14 protein-coding genes are annotated in these 17,587 nt (G+C 71.6%); 11 read left to right on the forward strand and 3 right to left on the reverse strand.

The features are described from left to right. The first annotated feature begins 41 nt into the window (after window positions 1–41). The 3 genes from ACULK4_RS06420 to ACULK4_RS06430 all read left to right on the forward strand — a co-directional run bounded on the left by ACULK4_RS06420 (window position 42) and on the right by ACULK4_RS06430 (window position 3,383). Window positions 42–710 carry a sigma-70 family RNA polymerase sigma factor gene (locus ACULK4_RS06420; RefSeq protein WP_445965303.1) on the forward strand — a complete coding sequence of 223 codons (669 nt, stop codon included), beginning with the start codon at window positions 42–44 and terminating at the stop codon, window positions 708–710. Next, window positions 707–964, forward strand: coding sequence for a zf-HC2 domain-containing protein (locus tag ACULK4_RS06425; RefSeq protein WP_445965304.1), 258 nt, complete (start codon window positions 707–709; stop codon window positions 962–964). Before ACULK4_RS06420 ends, ACULK4_RS06425 begins: the two co-directional genes overlap by 4 nt. A 94-nt stretch (window positions 965–1,058) precedes the next feature. After that, window positions 1,059–3,383 (forward strand): MMPL family transporter, encoded by a 2,325-nt coding sequence (locus tag ACULK4_RS06430; protein WP_445965305.1) that lies wholly within the window; start codon window positions 1,059–1,061, stop codon window positions 3,381–3,383. A gap of 123 nt (window positions 3,384–3,506) precedes the next feature. On the opposite strand, the gene ACULK4_RS06435 is transcribed toward ACULK4_RS06430, so the two are convergent. Continuing rightward, window positions 3,507–7,430 carry a multifunctional oxoglutarate decarboxylase/oxoglutarate dehydrogenase thiamine pyrophosphate-binding subunit/dihydrolipoyllysine-residue succinyltransferase subunit gene (locus ACULK4_RS06435; protein WP_445965306.1) on the reverse strand — a complete coding sequence of 1,308 codons (3,924 nt, stop codon included), beginning with the start codon at window positions 7,428–7,430 and terminating at the stop codon, window positions 3,507–3,509. A 211-nt stretch (window positions 7,431–7,641) separates the two neighbouring features. Between ACULK4_RS06435 and guaB1 the strand changes: the two genes are divergently transcribed. From guaB1 to ACULK4_RS06460, 5 genes are all read left to right on the forward strand, one after another. Continuing rightward, window positions 7,642–9,081, forward strand: coding sequence for a GMP reductase (gene guaB1, locus ACULK4_RS06440; protein WP_445965307.1), 1,440 nt, complete (start codon window positions 7,642–7,644; stop codon window positions 9,079–9,081). 78 nt (window positions 9,082–9,159) lie between these two features. Beyond that, the gene (locus ACULK4_RS06445; protein ID WP_445965308.1) at window positions 9,160–9,609 is read left to right on the forward strand and encodes an ArsR/SmtB family transcription factor; all 450 of its coding nucleotides are present in this window, start codon (window positions 9,160–9,162) and stop codon (window positions 9,607–9,609) included. Between the two features lie 661 nt (window positions 9,610–10,270). After that, window positions 10,271–11,602 carry a hemolysin family protein gene (locus ACULK4_RS06450; protein ID WP_445965309.1) on the forward strand — a complete coding sequence of 444 codons (1,332 nt, stop codon included), beginning with the start codon at window positions 10,271–10,273 and terminating at the stop codon, window positions 11,600–11,602. After that, window positions 11,599–12,636: a hemolysin family protein gene (locus ACULK4_RS06455; protein WP_445965310.1), complete on the forward strand. Its 1,038-nt coding sequence runs from the start codon at window positions 11,599–11,601 to the stop codon at window positions 12,634–12,636. The genes ACULK4_RS06450 and ACULK4_RS06455 overlap by 4 nt, the downstream gene beginning before the upstream one ends. Before the next feature lie 87 nt (window positions 12,637–12,723). After that, window positions 12,724–13,146 (forward strand): VOC family protein, encoded by a 423-nt coding sequence (locus ACULK4_RS06460; RefSeq protein WP_445965311.1) that lies wholly within the window; start codon window positions 12,724–12,726, stop codon window positions 13,144–13,146. Between the two features lie 12 nt (window positions 13,147–13,158). On the opposite strand, the gene ACULK4_RS06465 is transcribed toward ACULK4_RS06460, so the two are convergent. Both ACULK4_RS06465 and ACULK4_RS06470 read right to left on the reverse strand, forming a co-directional pair. After that, complete coding sequence (locus tag ACULK4_RS06465; RefSeq protein ID WP_445965312.1) at window positions 13,159–14,286, reverse strand: NADH:flavin oxidoreductase/NADH oxidase; 1,128 nt, start codon at window positions 14,284–14,286, stop codon at window positions 13,159–13,161. Beyond that, a complete protein-coding gene (locus ACULK4_RS06470) occupies window positions 14,283–14,918 on the reverse strand; it encodes an HAD-IA family hydrolase (RefSeq protein WP_445965313.1) in 636 nt (211 codons plus the stop codon). Before ACULK4_RS06470 ends, ACULK4_RS06465 begins: the two co-directional genes overlap by 4 nt. A 24-nt stretch (window positions 14,919–14,942) precedes the next feature. On the opposite strand from ACULK4_RS06470, the gene ACULK4_RS06475 reads away from it, so the two are divergent. From ACULK4_RS06475 to ACULK4_RS06485, 3 genes are read left to right on the forward strand one after another with little or no spacing between them, the layout of a single operon-like run. After that, a complete protein-coding gene (locus ACULK4_RS06475; RefSeq protein WP_445965314.1) occupies window positions 14,943–15,794 on the forward strand; it encodes an ADP-dependent NAD(P)H-hydrate dehydratase in 852 nt (283 codons plus the stop codon). Window positions 15,795–15,848: 54 nt separating this feature from the next. Next, window positions 15,849–17,099, forward strand: a complete 1,251-nt coding sequence (locus tag ACULK4_RS06480; protein WP_445965315.1) for a hypothetical protein — start codon at window positions 15,849–15,851, stop codon at window positions 17,097–17,099. A 35-nt stretch (window positions 17,100–17,134) separates the two neighbouring features. Then, window positions 17,135–17,443 carry a thiamine-binding protein gene (locus tag ACULK4_RS06485; protein ID WP_445965316.1) on the forward strand — a complete coding sequence of 103 codons (309 nt, stop codon included), beginning with the start codon at window positions 17,135–17,137 and terminating at the stop codon, window positions 17,441–17,443. Window positions 17,444–17,587 lie beyond the last annotated feature (144 nt).

The raw sequence follows: 17,587 nt of genomic DNA on the forward strand, positions 1-17,587 counted from the left end.
GCCCCGTGGTCTCGGAGCCCCAGGATCTAGGATGGCCCGTGATGACCGGCGACGACACTGCGACCCCGGCCGACGAGCGATCGGCCGACACGCCCACCGACGAGACGCGCGACGAGACGCGCGACCTCGGCGCGCTGTTCGAGGAGCAGGCGCTGCCGTTCATCGACCAGCTGTACGCGGCCGCGCTCCGCATGACCAAGAACCCCGCCGACGCGCAGGACCTCGTGCAGGAGACGTTCGTGAAGGCCTACGCGGCGTTCGGGTCCTTCACCCAGGGCACGAACCTCAAGGCGTGGCTGTACCGCATCCTCACGAACACCTTCATCAACACGTACCGCAAGAAGCAGCGGGAGCCCTACCAGGGCACGATCGACGAACTCGAGGACTGGCAGCTCGGCGGCGCCGAGTCGACCACCGCGACCTCGAGCCGCTCCGCAGAGGCCGAGGCGATCGACCATCTGCCCGACAGCGCCGTGAAGGACGCCCTCCAGGCGCTGCCCGAGGACTTCCGCCTGGCGGTGTACCTCGCCGACGTCGAGGGGTTCTCCTACCAGGAGATCGCCGACATGATGAACACCCCCATCGGGACCGTGATGAGCCGCCTGCACCGTGGCCGGCGCCTGCTCCGCGAGTCCCTCGCCGAGTACGCGGCCGAGCAGGGCTTCGCCGTCGCACCGGCGCCCACCCGATCCCGGAGGAGCACGAGATGACCGACTGCGGCTGCGAGAAGGCGAAGGCCGAACTCGAGGAGTACCTGCACAACGAGCTGTGCAGCGAGGACGCCGCCGACATCCGCGAGCACGTGGAGCACTGCGAGGACTGCCGCGGCGAGTTGCGCGTCGGCGTGGCGATCACCGAGGTCGTGCAGCGGGCGTGCCGGGAGACCGCGCCGGAGGAGCTCCGTGTCATGGTCATGACGCGCATCCGCGACATCCAGTCCGGGCACGGCATCCTCGTCGACTGACCCCGGCAGCCGGCCCGCCTCGTCGGCCGGTCCCGCGCGGTCCGAACTTTCGATGGACGCGGACCGCGGCATCCGTTCCGTAGCGTCGTCGACGATGAACGAGACTGCCGCCCCCGCCAAGCGAACCGGACGCGTGCCCACGTGGCTCCGCGTCCTGATCCCCACCGTCCTCATCCTGATCTGGTTCGCGCTCTTCGGCGCGGGCGGCGCCGCATTCGGCACGATCAGCGAAGTGCAGCAGAACGACCAGGCGTCGTTCCTGCCCGCCTCGGCCGAAGCGACCGAGGTCAACGAGCTGCAGGACGCCTTCCGCGACTCCGAGAACGTGCCCGCGATCGTGATCGTCGCGACCGACGACGGGGGCGAGCTCAGCGACGCGCAACTCGCGGATGTGGAGGAGCTGCGCGACGACGTGCTCGACGTCGAGGGCGTGGTGGCCGACGAGACGTCCCCCGTGATCCCGTCGGAGGACGGCGAGGCCGCCCAGTTCGTCGCGTCCATCGCCCCCGGAGAGGGCGAGGAGGGCTCGGGCGCCACCGTCGAGGCGATGCGCGCACTGCTCGAGGAATCGGCCGTCGACGGCACCACCGCCGCCGTCACCGGCCCGGCCGGCTTCACCGCCGACCTCGCCGAGGCGTTCTCCGGCATCGACGGACTGCTCCTGCTCGTCGCGCTCGGCGCCGTGCTCGTGATCCTCGTGGTGGTGTACCGATCGCCGCTGCTGCCGATCATCGTGCTGTTCACGAGCCTCACCGCGCTCACGGCGTCGGTGTTCACGGTCGTGCAGCTCGCCAGGGCCGACCTGCTGCTGCTCTCGGGGCAGACGCAGGGCATCCTGTTCATCCTCGTCATCGGCGCCGCGACCGACTACGCGCTGCTGTACATCGCCCGCTACCGCGAGGCGCTCGCCCAGTACGAGCGCAAGTGGGATGCCACGTGGGCGGCGCTCAGGGGCTCGTGGGAGCCGATCGCGGCATCCGCGGGCACCGTCATCGTGGCGCTCCTGATCCTGCTCGCGAGCGAGCTGAACTCCAACAAGATCCTCGGGCCCGTCGCGGCGATCGGCATCGTGTTCGCGCTGCTCGCCGCGCTCACGCTGCTGCCGGCGCTGCTGCTCTGGGCGGGGCGCGTGGCGTTCTGGCCCCGCCGCATCCGCCGACCGGATGCCGCTGCCGACGTCGCGCCCGACGCCGAACCCGCGCCCGGTCGCCACGCGACTGCGACGGAGGAGCGCTCGACGAGCGAGCGGGGGCTCTGGGGGGCGATCGGCCGGCTCGTCGCGCGCCGCCCGCGCACGGTCTGGATCCTTTCCACGCTGATCCTCGCGGTCATGGCGCTCGGCCTCGTCCGCCTCGATGCGGACGGCGTGCCGTCCAGCGAGTTCATCCTCGGCGAGTCGCAGGCCCGCGACGGACAGGAGCTCGTGAGCGAGCACTTCCCCGGCGGATCGGGTACCCCGGCGGTCATCATCGGGCCGGAGGACGAACTGCAGGAGATCGCCGACATCGCGCTCGGCACCGCCGGAGTGGCATCCGTCGCCGTGCTCTCGGAGGATTCGCCCGCCGGGAGCGCGCCCGTCACCGAGGAGGGCGTGCAGGCGTTCGGCCCTCCCGGCACGCCGGCGCCCGAGCCCACCGTGGTCGACGGCACCGTGCTGCTGCAGGCCACGCTCGACGACCCCGCCGACTCGGCCGAGGCCGAGGCGACCGTGGTCGAGCTGCGCGAATCGCTCGACGCCGTGGGCGAGGAGGTCCTCGTCGGCGGACCGACGGCCGTCGCGCTCGACACGAACCAGGCCGCGGTCGACGACCAGCGCCTCATCATCCCGCTCGTGCTCCTCGCGATCCTCGTGATCCTGATGCTGCTGCTCCGTGCCGTGGTCGCACCGCTCATCCTCATCGCGAGCGTCGTGCTCTCGTTCGCCGCCGCACTCGGCGTCTCCGCGCTCGTGTTCGAGTACGTGTTCGGCTTCCCCGGCGCCGACCCGTCGGTGCCGCTGTTCGGGTTCGTGTTCCTCGTCGCGCTCGGCGTCGACTACAACATCTTCCTCATGACGCGCGTGCGCGAGGAGTCGATCGCGCACGGAACCCGCGAGGGGATCCTGCGCGGGCTGCGCCTCACCGGCGGGGTGATCACGTCGGCCGGACTGGTCCTCGCGGCGACGTTCGCGGCGCTCGGGGTGCTGCCCATCCTGTTCCTCGCGCAGATCTCGTTCATCGTCGCGTTCGGCGTGCTGCTCGACACCTTCCTCGTGCGCACGCTGCTCGTGCCGGCCGCGGCGTACGACATCGGCCGCGCGATCTGGTGGCCGAGCCGGCTCTCGCGCGAGGAACGGCACCACGGCGCGCACGCGGCGCCGGCCGAGCCCGAAGCGGGGCCCGAGACCGAGCGCGAGCGCGAGGTCGCGCCCGTCGGGTGACGGACCGCCGGCCGCGGCGCTGCCCACCGCCGCGGCCGGTCTCCCCGCGACGGACGCCGGACGCCCGACGCGACGAGCGGATGCCTCCCTGGGAGGCATCCGCTCGTCGCGTCGTGGGCGGGACTACAGCGTGACGGCCCGCTTGACCAGGTCGGCCTGCTCGGCGGCGTGGCGCTTGGCGGAGCCGGTCGCGGGCGACGCGGCCGCCGCGCGAGCGACGATGCGGACCTCGCGCGGCCCGAGCTTGTTCGTCTCGATGATGAAGAACGGCCAGGCGCCCTGGTTCTCGGGCTCGTCCTGCGCCCACACCAGCTCGGCGTTCGGGTAGGAGTCGGCGACGGCCTTGAGCTCCGCGGCGGGCAGCGGGTAGAACTGCTCGAGGCGCACGAGCGCGACCTCGGGGTTGGGGTTCTTCTCGAGCTCGGCGAGCAGGTCGTAGTAGAGCTTGCCGGCCATGAACACGACGCGCTTGACGGCGCCCTTGTCGCTGATGCGGGCGTCGTCGATCACCGGTTCGAAGCGGCCCTGGGTGAAGTCCGCGACCTCGCTGGTCGCCCCGCGCAGCCGCAGCATCGCCTTCGGGGTGAACACCACGAGCGGCCGGCGCGGGCGGGCGTACGCCTGCCTGCGCAGCAGGTGGAAGTACGACGCGGGCGTCGACGGACGCGCGACGGTCATGTTGTTCTCGGCGCACATCTGGAGGTACCGCTCGATGCGGGCGCTCGAGTGGTCGGGGCCCTGGCCCTCGTAGCCGTGGGGGAGCAGCAGCACGACGCTCGAGCGCTGGCCCCACTTCTGCTCGGCCGACGAGATGAACTCGTCGATGACGGTCTGGGCGCCGTTGGCGAAGTCGCCGAACTGGGCCTCCCACATCACGAGGGCATCGGCCCGCTCGACCGAGTAGCCGTACTCGAACGCCATCGCGGCGTACTCGGACAGCAGCGAGTCGTAGATCCAGAAGCGGGCCTGCTGGTCGCCGAGGTTCTGCAGCGGCAGCCACTCCTGGCCGTTCGCCCGGTCGTGGAGGACCGCGTGGCGCTGCACGAACGTGCCGCGGCGGGCGTCCTGCCCGACGAGTCGGACGGGCGTGCCCTCGAGCAGCAGCGAGCCGAGGCTCAGCAGCTCGCCGAAGCCCCAGTCGATCTTGCCGTTGCGGCTCATGTCGACGCGCTTGGCGAGCAGCTGCTGGATCTTCGGGTGCACGGTGAAGCCGTTGGGCTTGTTCGCGAACGCGTCGCCGACGGCGTGGACGACCTCGAGCGACACGCCCGTGGTCTCGGGCTCACCCGCGGCGGGCTCGGGCTCGAGGGCGTCGGCGCCGACGATCGGGATGGCGCCCGTCTGCGCGGCGTGCGTCTCCGCGAAGGCGCGCTCGAGGCGGTCCTGGAAGTCGCGGTGCGCGTTCTCGTACTCCTCCTCGGTGATGTCGCCGCGGCCGACGAGGGCTTCGGTGTAGAGCTTGCGCACCGAGCGCTTGGCCTCGATGAGGTTGTACATGAGCGGCTGGGTCATCGACGGGTCGTCGCCCTCGTTGTGACCGCGGCGGCGGTAGCAGACGAGGTCGATGACGACATCGCGCTTGAACTCCTGGCGGTAGCGGAACGCGAGCTCCGCGACGCGCACGACGGCTTCGGGGTCGTCGCCGTTGACGTGGAAGACGGGGGCCTGGATGGCCTTGGCGACATCCGTCGAGTAGATCGACGACCGCGCGTCGCCCGGGACGGTGGTGAAGCCGACCTGGTTGTTCACGACCACGTGGATGGTTCCGCCCGTGCGGTACGCGCGGAGCTGCGACATCTGCAACGTCTCGAACACGACGCCCTGGCCGGCCATGGCCGCGTCGCCGTGCACGAGGATCGGCAGGATCGAGAACGAACCGACCGGCTTGCGGTCCTGCTTGGCGCGCACGATGCCCTCGAGCACGCCGTTGACGGCCTCGAGGTGCGAGGGGTTCGCGGCCAGCGACACCGGGATCTGGGTGCCGTCGTCGGCGGTGAAGCTGCCCTCGGTGCCGAGGTGGTACTTCACGTCGCCCGAGCCGGAGAAGCCCTTGGTGTCCTGCGTGCCCTCGAACTCGCGGAACACCTGGCCGTAGGTCTTGCCGGCGATGTTGGTGAGCACGTTGAGGCGGCCGCGGTGCGCCATGCCGATCGCGACCTCGTCCATGCCCTCCTTGGCGGCGCCCTGGAGCACCTCGTCGAGCAGGGCGATCATGGACTCGCCGCCCTCGAGGCTGAACCGCTTCTGGCCGACGTACTTGGTCTGCAGGAACGTCTCGAACGCCTCGGCCTCGTTGAGCTTGCTGAGGATGCGCATCTGCTCGTCGTGCGTCGGCTTCTCGTACTTGCGCTCGACCTGCTGCTGGATCCATCTGCGCTGCGGCGGGTCCTGGATGTGCATGTACTCGATGCCGATCGTGCGGCAGTACGAGTCGCGGAGCACGCCGAGGATGTCGCGCAGCAGTGCGGTGCGCTTGTCGCCGAACCCGCCCGTGACGAACTCGCGGTCGAGGTCCCAGAAGGTGAGGCCGTGGCTTTCGATGTCGAGGTCGGGGTGCGAGCGCTGCACGTACTCGAGCGGGTCGATGTCGGCCATCATGTGGCCGCGCACGCGGAACGAGTTGATGAGCTCCTGCACGCGTGCGGTCTTGTCGATCGCGCTCGCGATGTCGACGGAGATGTCGGCGTTCCACTTGATGGGCTCGTACGGCAGGCGGAGCGCGGCGAAGATGTCCTGGTAGAAGTCCCGCTCGCCGATGAGCAGCTCGTGCACCTTCTTCAGGAACTCGCCCGACCCGGCGCCCTGGATGACGCGGTGGTCGTACGTCGACGTGAGCGTGATGGTCTTGCCGATGGCGAGGTTCGCGAGGGTCTTCTCGCTCGCGCCCTGGAACTCCGCAGGGTACTCGAGGGCGCCGGCGCCGATGATGCAGCCCTGCCCCTTCATGAGTCGCGGCACCGAGTGCACGGTGCCGATGCCGCCCGGGTTGGTGAGCGAGATCGTGGCGCCCTTGAAGTCGTCGGCGGTCAGCTTGTTGGAGCGGGCCCGTCGGACGAGGTCCTCGTAGGCGCTGAGGTACTCGTTGAACGTCATGGTCTCGGCGCGCTTGATCGCGGGCACGAGGAGGGCGCGCGTGCCGTCGGGCTTCGGCAGGTCGATCGCGATGCCCAGGCCGATATGCGCGGGCCTCACGACGGAGGGCTTGCCGTCGACCTCGGTGTACGAGACGTTCTGGCTCGGGAAGTCCTTCAGCGCCTGGATGAGCGCCCACCCGATGAGGTGCGTGAACGAGATCTTGCCGCCGCGCGTGCGACGCAGGTGGTTGTTGATCACGATCCGGTTGTCGATCATGAGCTTGGCCGGCACGGTGCGCACGCTCGTCGCGGTCGGCACCGCCAGTGACGCGTCCATGTTCGCGGCGAGGGTCTTCGGCAGGCCCTTCAGCGGCACGACCTCGTCTTCGCGCTCCCCCTCGACCTGCTGCTGCGGGCTGGTGACGGGAACGTCGGCGGGGACCGGCGCCGTGCGCGGCGCGACGGACGTCGTGCGGGCCTCGGGCGCCTGGCCGACGACGGCGTTCGGTGAGGTGCCGTTGCCGCTTCCGTTGCCGGATGCCGCAGCCGGCTCGGCGGGCTTCGCCGTGGGCTGGGCGGCGGGGGCCTCCGCGTCGGCCTGCGGCGCGGCCGCCTCGGAGTGCGGAGCCCGGGGCGCGGGCGTCTCCGCGGCGGGGGCCTCGTCGGCGGGCGCCTGGGGCGCGGGCGCCTCGGCGGCGGGCGCGGGTGCGGCCGGAGCCGCGGCATCCGCCTGCTCGCCTGCCGCCTGGTACAGGGCGGCCTCGTCGGGCATCGCGGCCGAGGCGGCGGGGGCGGGCTGCTCGCCGTTCGTCTTGATCCGGCGGTACTGCTCGAGCACCGGTCGCCACGTGTCGTCGACGGAATCGGGGTCGGCGAGGAACCGCTCGTACATCTCGTCCACGAGCCATTCGTTGGCTCCGAACTCCGCGGCAGTCGTCTCTTCGGACCCCGACCCGGTCAATTGGCTCGACACAGCCTCTCGCCCACTCTCTCCATTGATTGGATTCTCACCTGGTGGCGTGGCGCGCGCAGCACGTCGCGGAACGCCCAATCAAGCCTAAACCCGTTCGGGGGGCGGTCGGCACCGTGCAGGATCAGCGTGGGCGGATCGCGCCATCGATCCGGTCGATGCGCCGTCCGGCCCGCCCGGGGCGGCGTCCGTCCGCCGCGAATACGCTGAGGGCATGGAGTTCTATCGCACGACGCCGCGGCACGACCTCACGTACTCCGACGTCTTCCTGGTGCCGAGCCGCTCAGGAGTCACGAGTCGGCTCGACGTGTCGCTCTCGCCCGACGACGGATCGGGGGCGAGCATCCCGATCGTGTCGGCCAACATGAACTCGGTCACGGGCCCGCGCCTCGCGGCGACGCTCGCCCGACGCGGCGGCATCGGCGTGCTGCCCCAGGACCTCCCGTTGCAGGAACTCGACGAGGCGATCCGGTGGGTGAAGTCGCGGCCGGCGCGATTCGACGTGCCCCATGCCTTCCACGCCGACCAGTCGGTGACCGACGCGCTCGAGGTGCTGCCGCCCGTCGAGGGGCACGGCATCGTCCTGCACGACGACGACGGCCGGTACGCGGGCACCATCCCGGCGGCACGCCTGGCCACCGCGCTGCCCGACGCGAGGCTCGGCGACCTCATCCACGGCGCCATCCCGTCGCTCGACGCCGACGACGTCGACACGCCGCGCCGCGCGTTCGACCTCATGGTCGACGCCGGACTCGACTTCGCGCCGGTGCTCGAGCACGGCCGCGTGGTCGGCACCCTGAGCCGGCGCAGCGCCCTGCGCGGCACGGTCTCCGAGCCGAACACGGATGCCGCCGGCCGCCTCCGGGTCGCGGCCGCGATCGGCATCAACGGCGACGTCGCGGCCAAGGCCCGCGCGCTCGCCGCCGCAGGGGTCGACATGCTCGTCGTCGACACGGCGCACGGGCACCAGGAGGGCATGATCCGCGCGGTGCGCACCGTGCGGGCGGCCGACCTGGGGATCCCGATCGTGGCGGGCAACATCGTCACCGCCGACGCGGTCGCCGATCTCGTCGAGGCGGGCGCCGACGTGCTGAAGGTGGGCGTGGGCCCGGGCGCCATGTGCACGACCCGCATGATGACGGCGGTCGGACGACCGCAGTTCTCGGCCGTGCTCGAGACCTCCGAGGCGGCACGTGAGCACGGGGCGGCGGTCTGGGCCGACGGGGGAGTGCGCTACCCGCGCGACGTGGCGCTGGCGCTCGCCGCGGGCGCGGCATCCGTCATGATCGGCTCGTGGTTCGCCGGCACCATCGAGGCGCCGGGCACGCTGCGTCACGACCCCGAGGGCCGCGTCTACAAGGAGAGCTGGGGCATGGCCTCGACGAAGGCGGTCAAGGAGCGGTTCGGCCGGCTGTCGGCGTACGAGCTCGCGCGCAAGGAGCTGTTCGCAGAGGGCATCTCGTCGTCGGCGATCTACCTCGACCCGCTGCGTCCGTCGCTCGAGGACCTGCTCGACATGATCACGTCGGGCGTGCGCAGCTCGTTCACCTATGCGGGCGCGCGCTCGGTTCCCGAGTTCCGCGAGCGGGCGCTGGTCGGGATCCAGTCGGCGGCCGGGTACGAGGAGGGCAAGGCGCTGCCGGTCAGCTGGTAGTGGTGGGGTGCTTGGCGACTTCGGCGACCCTGTGAGCGGATGGCGCGGCTGCGCGCCGCGCCCCGATACCCTCACGGCATGACGGAGCCGACGCACCCCTTCACACTGCTCGCGGACCCGGTGCGCCGCCGCATCGTGGAGGTGCTCGCGGTCGGCGAGCACTCAGCGGGAACGCTGTGCGACGTGGTCATGACCGAGTTCGGCATCTCCCGGACCGCCGTCTCGCACCACCTGCGCGTGCTCCGCGACCACGATGCGGTCACCTCGCTGATCGACGCGGTCGAGCCGCGTGCACGCTCCTACCGGCTGAACCGGGCGTTCCTCGCCGTCCTCGACGAGGAGGTCGAGCGGTTGCTCCGGCTGTCGGATCATCGCTACGGCACCGTCGAGCGTCTCGCGCCGCCGCCCGTCGATCCGCCGCGGTCGCGCGGGGTCAGGCGGCACCGCTTCGGCGAAGCCGAGGCCCGGAGGCGGGCCGAGTCGCGCGCCGCTTGGGCGGGCTCGAGGATCCCCACCGCCGGGGCCTGATCGGTCGCGTCGACCCGGACCGCCTCCGCAGGGCGATTCGGCCGGCTCCGCATCTGCGGCGATGCTGCGTCCGGACGAGTGTTTCCAGGTCGCTCGTGTGAACACAGCCTCAAATGAGGCTGCCCCGACGTGCGGGGTGCGCCCGGCGTGAGCGCGCCGCGCGGGCCTGTCCACGTGGCGCGGCGGTCGTGACGGACCCGCTGATGCCGCTCACGGGCGTGTCGGACCTGCCTCATGTGAGGCCGCGGTCGTGTCGGGTGTGCCTCATGTGAGGCGGCGGCGGTGTCGGGCGGGCCCCACATGAGGCGAGGGAGGGGCGAGGCGTGAGTCGGCATGATCCAGCGGCACACCTGCGGCGATCGGCCTCATGTGAGGCGAGGCTCACATGAGCGGTGTGGAAACCGTCGCTCCGCGGGTGAGGAGAGCGCCCAGTACCAGAGAACGCCGGGCGGGTGGCATGGCCCCGGAAAGCGGCGGATCGACACGGGCCGATCGACAACGGGCGGGCGGGCGACCGGGCAGGGGCCGACCGGCGCCCCCGACCCGCGGGGTCGGAAGCGCGCGGCATCCGCCGATATACTTGGCCGCACAATGGACGACCCTCCTTCTGCGAAATCTCCCGGCCATAGACCCTCGCCCGTGACCGAACGGGGAGGCGCGGATGTCTGAGTGGATCCTCCTCGGCATCGGACTCCTCCTCACCATCGGCACGGGCCTGTTCGTTGCGAGCGAGTTCGCGCTCGTCAACCTCGATCGAGCCGACCTCGAGTCGCGACGTGCCAAGGGCGAATCACGGCTCGGCCTCACCATCGACGGCCTCAAGATCACCTCGACGCACCTGTCGAGCGCGCAGCTCGGCATCACGCTGACGACGCTCCTCACCGGGTACACCATGGAGCCGGCGATCTCGTCGCTGCTCGCCGATCCGTTGCGCTCCGTCGGCATCCCCGAGGCGTTCGTGCGACCGGTCGGGGCGATCACCGCCGTGGTCGTCGCGACGCTGCTGTCGATGATCATCGGCGAGCTCGTACCGAAGAACTTCGCCCTCGCGCTGCCCCGGCAGACCGCGAAGGTCGTCATGCCGTTCCAGACCGCGTTCACGTGGCTGTTCCGGCCGGCGATCGTGGTGCTCAACGGCAGCGCGAACCGCCTCCTGCGTGCCATCGGGATCGAGCCGAAGGAAGAGCTGTCCGGCGCGCGATCGGCCGAGGAGCTCTCCAGCCTCGTGCGTCGCTCGGCCAGCGCGGGCCTGCTCGAGCAGGACACCGCGACCCTGCTCGGGCGCACGCTGCGCTTCTCCGAGCACGACGCCTCCGACGTGATGACGCCGCGCCCGCGCGTCGCCGCCGTGCAACGGCTCGAGCCCGCCGAGGCCGTCATCGAGCTCGCCCGCCAGACCGGCTTCTCCCGATTCCCGGTGTACGACGAGAACCTCGACGACGTCGTCGGGCTCGTGCACGTCAAGCAGGCGGTGGCGGTGCCGCGTGAGAAGCGCGACCAGGTGCCCGCCTCCGCCCTCCAGTCCGAAGCGCTCCGCGTGCCCGAGACCATGAAGCTCGACATGCTGCTCGGCGAGCTTCGCGGACGCGGCTACCAGATGGCCGTCGTGGTCGACGAGTACGGCGGCACGGCCGGCGTCGCCACGCTCGAGGACCTCGTCGAGGAACTCGTCGGCGAGGTCTCCGACGAGCACGACCGCACTCGCGCGGGCGTCGTCCGCCGCGGCGAGTTCGTCAGCTTCCCCGGCATGCTGCGCCCCGACGAGCTCCTCGACCGCACCGGAATCCAGGTGCCGGAGGACGGCGCCTACGAGACCGTGGCCGGCTACGTCATGAGCGTGCTCGGGCGCCTGCCCGCCGTCGGTGACGAGGTCGACGTCGACGGCGGCCGCTTCCGCGTGCAGCGCCTCGACGGCCGCCGCATCGACCGCATCCAGTTCACCCCGGCGACCGCGCGCACGCACGCCGACGCACTGACGGAGGTCGAGCGATGAGCGACTGGGCCGGCCTCGCCTGGCTGTTCGTGCTGCTGGCGGCCAACGCGTTCTTCGTCGGCGCCGAGTTCGCCGTCATCTCGGCACGACGCTCGCAGATCGAGCCGCTCGCCGAGAAGGGCAAGCGGAGCGCGAAGACCGCGCTCTGGGCGATGGAGCACGCCACGCTCATGCTCGCCATGAGCCAGCTGGGCATCACGATCTGCTCGCTGTTGATCCTGACGGTCTCCGAGCCGGCGATCCACCACCTGCTCGAGTACCCGCTCGAGCTCACCGGATGGTCGCCCGAGGTCGTGTCGACGGTCGCATTCGTCATCGCCCTCGTGCTCGTGTCGTACCTGCACGTCGTGCTCGGCGAGATGGTCCCGAAGAACCTGTCGTTCTCGCTGCCCGACCGCGCGGTGCTCGTGCTCGCGCCGCCGCTCGTGTTCATCGCGCGCGTCTTCCGTCCCGTCATCGTGGCCCTCAACGCCACGGCGAACGGCGTGCTGCGCCTGTTCGGCGTCGAGCCGAAGAACGAGGCCACCTCGACGTACACGCTCGAGGAGGTGCAGACGATCGTCGACCAGTCCCGGCGCGAGGGCATGCTCGCCGATGCGAGCGGCACGCTGAGCGCTGCGTTCGAGTTCACCACCAAGCGCGTCCAGGACGTCGCCGTGCCCATGGACGAGCTCGTCTCCCTTCCCGCGGATGCCACGCCTGCCGACGTCGAGCGTGCCGTCGCCCGTCGCGGCTTCTCCCGGTACGTGCTCGCGGGCGACGACGGCGAGCCCGACGGCTACGTGCACCTGAAGGACGTCATCGACCTCGACGACGACGAGTTCGACGACCCGATCCCGGCCAAGCGGGTCCGGCGGCTCGTGTCGATCTTCGACGGAACGGACCTCGAGGACGCGCTCGCGACCATGCGACGACTCGGCACGCACGTCGCGCGCGCGTTCGACGGGCAGGGCGCCACCACCGGCGTGATCTTCCTGGAGGACATCATCGAGGAGCTCGTCGGCGAGGTGCAGGACGCCACGCGGCGCGGCTGATCGCGCCGCGGACCGACCGCGATCGGGGGGCGCGGTGCGCCAGCGCGAGGCGTAGAATTCGCGCGTCACGAAAGCTGAGGTGTACTCATGTTCGAGAACTCCATCGCGATGGCCACGCTTCCCGCGTCCGACCTCGAGCGGGCGAAGCGGTTCTGGCACGACGTGTTCGGCGTCGACCCCATCCGCAGCGACATGGGCGGTGAGACCTACCTGATCGGAGGCGTCGGCGTGCTCGTGTACGAATCGCAGTTCGCCGGCACCAACAAGGCGACCGCCTTCTCGATCATGACCGACGACCTCGACCGCGACATGGCAGCGCTCCGCGAGAAGGGCATCGCCTTCCACGACTACGACTTCCCCGGCCTCAAGACCGAGAACGGCGTGGTCGAGATGGACGGAGAGCGCGGCGCCTGGTTCGACGACAGCGAGGGCAACATCATCGCGCTCGCCGAGCCGACCAGTATCACCATGGACGACGCGAGGGCCCTGCTCGCCGGGCTGCGCGCCTGAACGCGACCGGCCTCACCACTCCCCGTCGTTGAGGTCGGACCGAGCGCGCACGTACTGCGACGGCCACATCGACGTGCCCGCCCCGAGCTCGCGCGCGGCGCGCAGGGCGAAGTGCGGGTCGCGCATCATCGCCTTGCCGAACATCACCGCGTCGGCTGCACCGGATGCCACGAGGGCCTCCGCCTGGGCCGGTGCGGTGATACGACCCACCGCCGAGACCGACACGCCGGCGCGGTCGCCCACGAACTCGGCGTGCGCCGCCTGGTACGCCGGCCCCGTCGGGATCCGCACGTCGCGCACCAGCCCGCCCGTGGAGATGTCGAAGAAGTCGGCACCGGCCTCGGCCGCCCACCCGGCGACGGTCGCGGTCTGCTCCTCGTCCCAGCCGCCCGGCGCCCAGTCCGTCGCGGAGAAGCGCACGAAGAGCGGCATCCGCTCGCCGATCTCGTCGCGCACGGCGCGCACGATCTCGAGCAGCAGTCGCGCCCGTCCGGCGAGCGACCCGCCCCAGCGGTCGTCGCGCAGGTTCGACAGCGGCGACAGGAACTGGTGCACGAGGTAGCCGTGCGCGGCGTGCACCTCGACGACGTCGAAACCCGCCGCGACCGCGCGCCGCGCCGCCGCCCGGAAGTCGTCGATGACGGCGAGGATGCCCGGCTCGTCGAGCACGACGGGTTCGCGCAGCCCGTCGAAGGCCACCGCCGAGGGTGCGACGGTCTGCCAGCCGCCCTCGTCGATCGGCTGGGATCCCGCCCGTCGCATCGGCTCGGGCCACACCGACGCCTTGCGTCCGGCGTGGGCGAGCTGGATGCCCGACGAGGCTCCCTGAGACCGGATGAACCGCGTGATCCGCGACCATGCCTCGACCTGCGCGTCGTTCCAGAGCCCGGTGTCGTGGTCCGAGATGCGCCCCTCCGGGCTCACAGCCGTCGCCTCGGCGATCACGAGCCCCGCGCCGCCCGCGGCCATCGCGCCGAGGTGCACCAGGTGCCAGTCGTGCGGCACGCCGTCGCGCTCGGTCACCGAGTACTGGCAGAGCGGCGGCACCCACACCCGGTTGCGGATCTCGAGCCCGCGGATCGCGATCGGGCGGAACAGTGCGGGGGTGCTCGGCACCGCGGCCGACTCGAGGGCGCTCATGCGGCCAGCTCCCGCAGCCACGACTCGAGCGCGGCGGCATCCGTGAACACGTGACCCGTGCCGCCGACGGCGACGGCGCCGTCGACGTTCACCGCCTTGTTGTCGATGAAGACGAGGTCGGATGCCGCGATGCCGAGCTCCGACACCACGTGCTCGTAAATCTCGGCGCTCGGCTTGACGAGGTCGAGCTCGCCGCTGACGAACACGCGCTCGAACAGCGGCGCGAACGACCCGTGACGCAGCCACCCGACGAAGTCGGCGCCCGCGTTCGACAGCAGCGCGAGGCGGGTGCCGCCGTCGCTGAGCGCGTGCAGCACCGCGAGCGTGCCCGGGTCGACCGAGAGCCAGCTGCGATGGTCGATCGCCCACAGCTCGTGCACGTCGATCGGGCCGAGGGCGAGCCCGAGGTCTCGGGCCACGAGCGCCCAGTACTCGCCGATCGACGTCGAGCCCTGGTCGAGTCCGTCGCGATGCGCCCAGTACGCCGGCCAGAAGCGCTCGGGGTCGGCCCCCGCGCGCTCGACGAGCGCAGCCCGGTCCGCAGCGGAGGGCGACCGGGAGACGACCTCCCCGTAGTCGAAGACGACGACGCGGGGCGCGAGCGCGATCGGCGGGGGAATGGTCGAGGGCATGCCCCTCAACCTATCGTTGGGGGCATGGGAACCGGGACATGGCGCGAGTGGACCGCCGAGGACGCATCCGAGTGGCTGAGCGCGCCCGGCGCGGACGACGACAAGTACCGCCGCGGCGTGCTCGGGGTCATCACCGGTTCGCCCGACTACCCGGGCGCCGCGGTCCTCGGCGTCGAGGCGGCGCACCGCACCGGCGTCGGCATGGTGCGCTTCACGGGCCCGCGTGCCGTGCGCCAGGCGGTGATCACCGCGCGCCCCGAGACGGTCGGCGTCGCAGGGCGCGTGCAGGCGTGGCTGCTGGGCTCGGGCATGGACTCGTCGCACCGGTCGTTCCTGCTCGCCGGCGAGCTGCAGCACGCGCTCGCGTCCGGCGAGCCGACCGTGCTCGACGCCGGAGGCCTCGACCTCGTCGGGTCGCACACGGCACCCACCGTGATCACTCCGCACTCGCGCGAGCTCGCCAACCTGCTGAACGAGCGCGACGTGCTCACGTCGGTCGAGGAGGTCGACGCGGACCCGCCCGGGTGGGCCGAACGCGCCGCCCAGCACCTGCAGGTCGCCGTGCTGCTCAAGGGCTCGGTGACCCACGTGTGCGACCCGGCGGGCACGCGGCTCACGGTGACGGCCGCGACGCACTGGCTCGCGAGCGCCGGCACGGGCGACGTGCTCGGCGGCATCGTCGGCGCGCTCGCAGCGACGCACCACGATCGCCTGATGACCGACGCCACGGCGATCACGCGCCTCGCGGCGACGGCGGCGTACATCCACGGCCAGGCCGCCCGGCGCGCGAGCGCGGCGTGGGACGGCGGACCGGTCACCGCGCTCGACGTCGCACAGGCGATCCCGCCGGTGATCGGCGGGCTGCTGCGACGGTGACCGCGGAGGATCGGACCGAGTGAGCGAGTGACCGAGCGTACGATTGACGCGGCGGTGGGCGACGCCCCGCCCCGCGGCATCCGTCACCGGATCGGCGGCCGCGCCGCGCTGTGGGTCGCCTTCGTGCTCGTGCACGGCCTGCTCGCCTGGCTCAACCTGTTCGCGCCCGGATATCCGATGGGCGACGTCACGGGGGTCTACCGGGTGTGGGCCGAGACGGCGCAGCACGGATGGCTCCGGATGGGCATCGACACCCCGTGGGTGTACCCGATCCTCGCGTTCGCGCCCATGACCGCGGCGCTGGCGTTCGGGGCGGAATGGTACGGCCAGGCCTGGCTGGCGATGGTCGCCGTGCTCGATGCGATCGCCTTCTCGCTGCTGCTCGGGCGTGGCACGTTCTCGTTGCGGCGCCGCGCGGCGGCCTGGTGGTGGGTGGCGTTCCTGGCGATGCTCGGCCCGATCGCGCTCGGGCGCATCGACGCCGTGACGGTGCCGTTCGCGGTCGTCGGCCTGCTCTGGGCCGCGGGGCGTCCGCGGGTCGCGGCGACCCTGCTCACGGTCGCCGCATGGATCAAGGTCTGGCCGGCGGCCCTCGTCGCGAGCCTGGTGGTGGCGTTGCGCCGCCGGGTCGAGGTGGCCACGATGGCCGTCGCGTTGTCGGCGGGCATACTCGGCGTGAGCCTCATCGCCGGATCGGGCGCCAACGCGTTCGGCTTCGTCGCCGCGCAGGCCGGCCGCGGGCTGCAGATCGAGGCGCCGCTGGCCGTGCCGTGGCTGTGGTGGATCGTGGCGGGCACCGACGAGGCGACGATCGTGTACGACCGCGACATACTGACCTTCCAGGTCGAGGGCCCGGGGGCGGATGCCGCGGCGGCCGTCACGACCCCGCTCATGGCGCTCGGGGTCGCGGCGGTGCTCGCCGCGGGCGTCCGCGCCGCCATGCGGAGGGCTCCCGTCGCGACGCTGCTGCCGCCGCTCGCGCTGGCGTTCACGACCGTGCTCATGCTCGCGAACAAGGTCGGCTCTCCGCAGTTCGTCACGTGGCTGGCCGCGCCCGTGATCCTCGGCATCGTGCTGGGCGGGAGCCGGTTCCTCACGCCGGCCGCGCTCACCGCCTCGATCGCGCTGCTCACGCACGTGCTCTACCCGTACTGGTACGGGTGGCTGCTCATCGCGAATCCCGGGTTCGTCCTGCTGCTGACGCTGAAGGTCGTGCTGCTGTTCGCCCTGCTCTCGTGGGCCGTCGCGAAGGTGTGGCAGGCTGGCTCCGTGCACCGGGCGCCTCGGGCGGATGCCGCGGCCTGAGCGGCGGGTGGCGCGGGCGCAGGAGGGGAACCATCATGCTGGTCGCATTCTCGGTCGCGCCGAGCGGAACGGGCCGGAAGGACGCGTCCGTCCACGATGCGGTCGCGGCAGCAGTGCGCATCGTCCGGGAGTCAGGGCTGCCGAACCGCACGACCTCGATGTTCACCGAGATCGAGGGGGAGTGGGACGAGGTCTTCGCCGTCGTCAAGGAGGCCACCGAGGTCGTCGCCGACTACGGCTCGCGGGTCTCGCTCGTGCTCAAGGCCGACATCCGCCCCGGGTGGACCAACGAGCTCGAGGGCAAGGTGGACCGCCTCGAGGCGGTCATCGAGAACGACGGCTGAGGGCAGCGCCCGCTCCGGCCGTCGGCGGATGGCGCACGGCCGGCGTTGTGCGGGGCCGGCCGTTCTGTCGCGTCGGTCGATTGTCGAATCGATTCGATCCGTGGCAGAATCGAGCGGGTGAGCCCCACGCCCGACGAGTCGACG

Source organism: Agromyces selenitireducens (genome assembly GCF_052748465.2).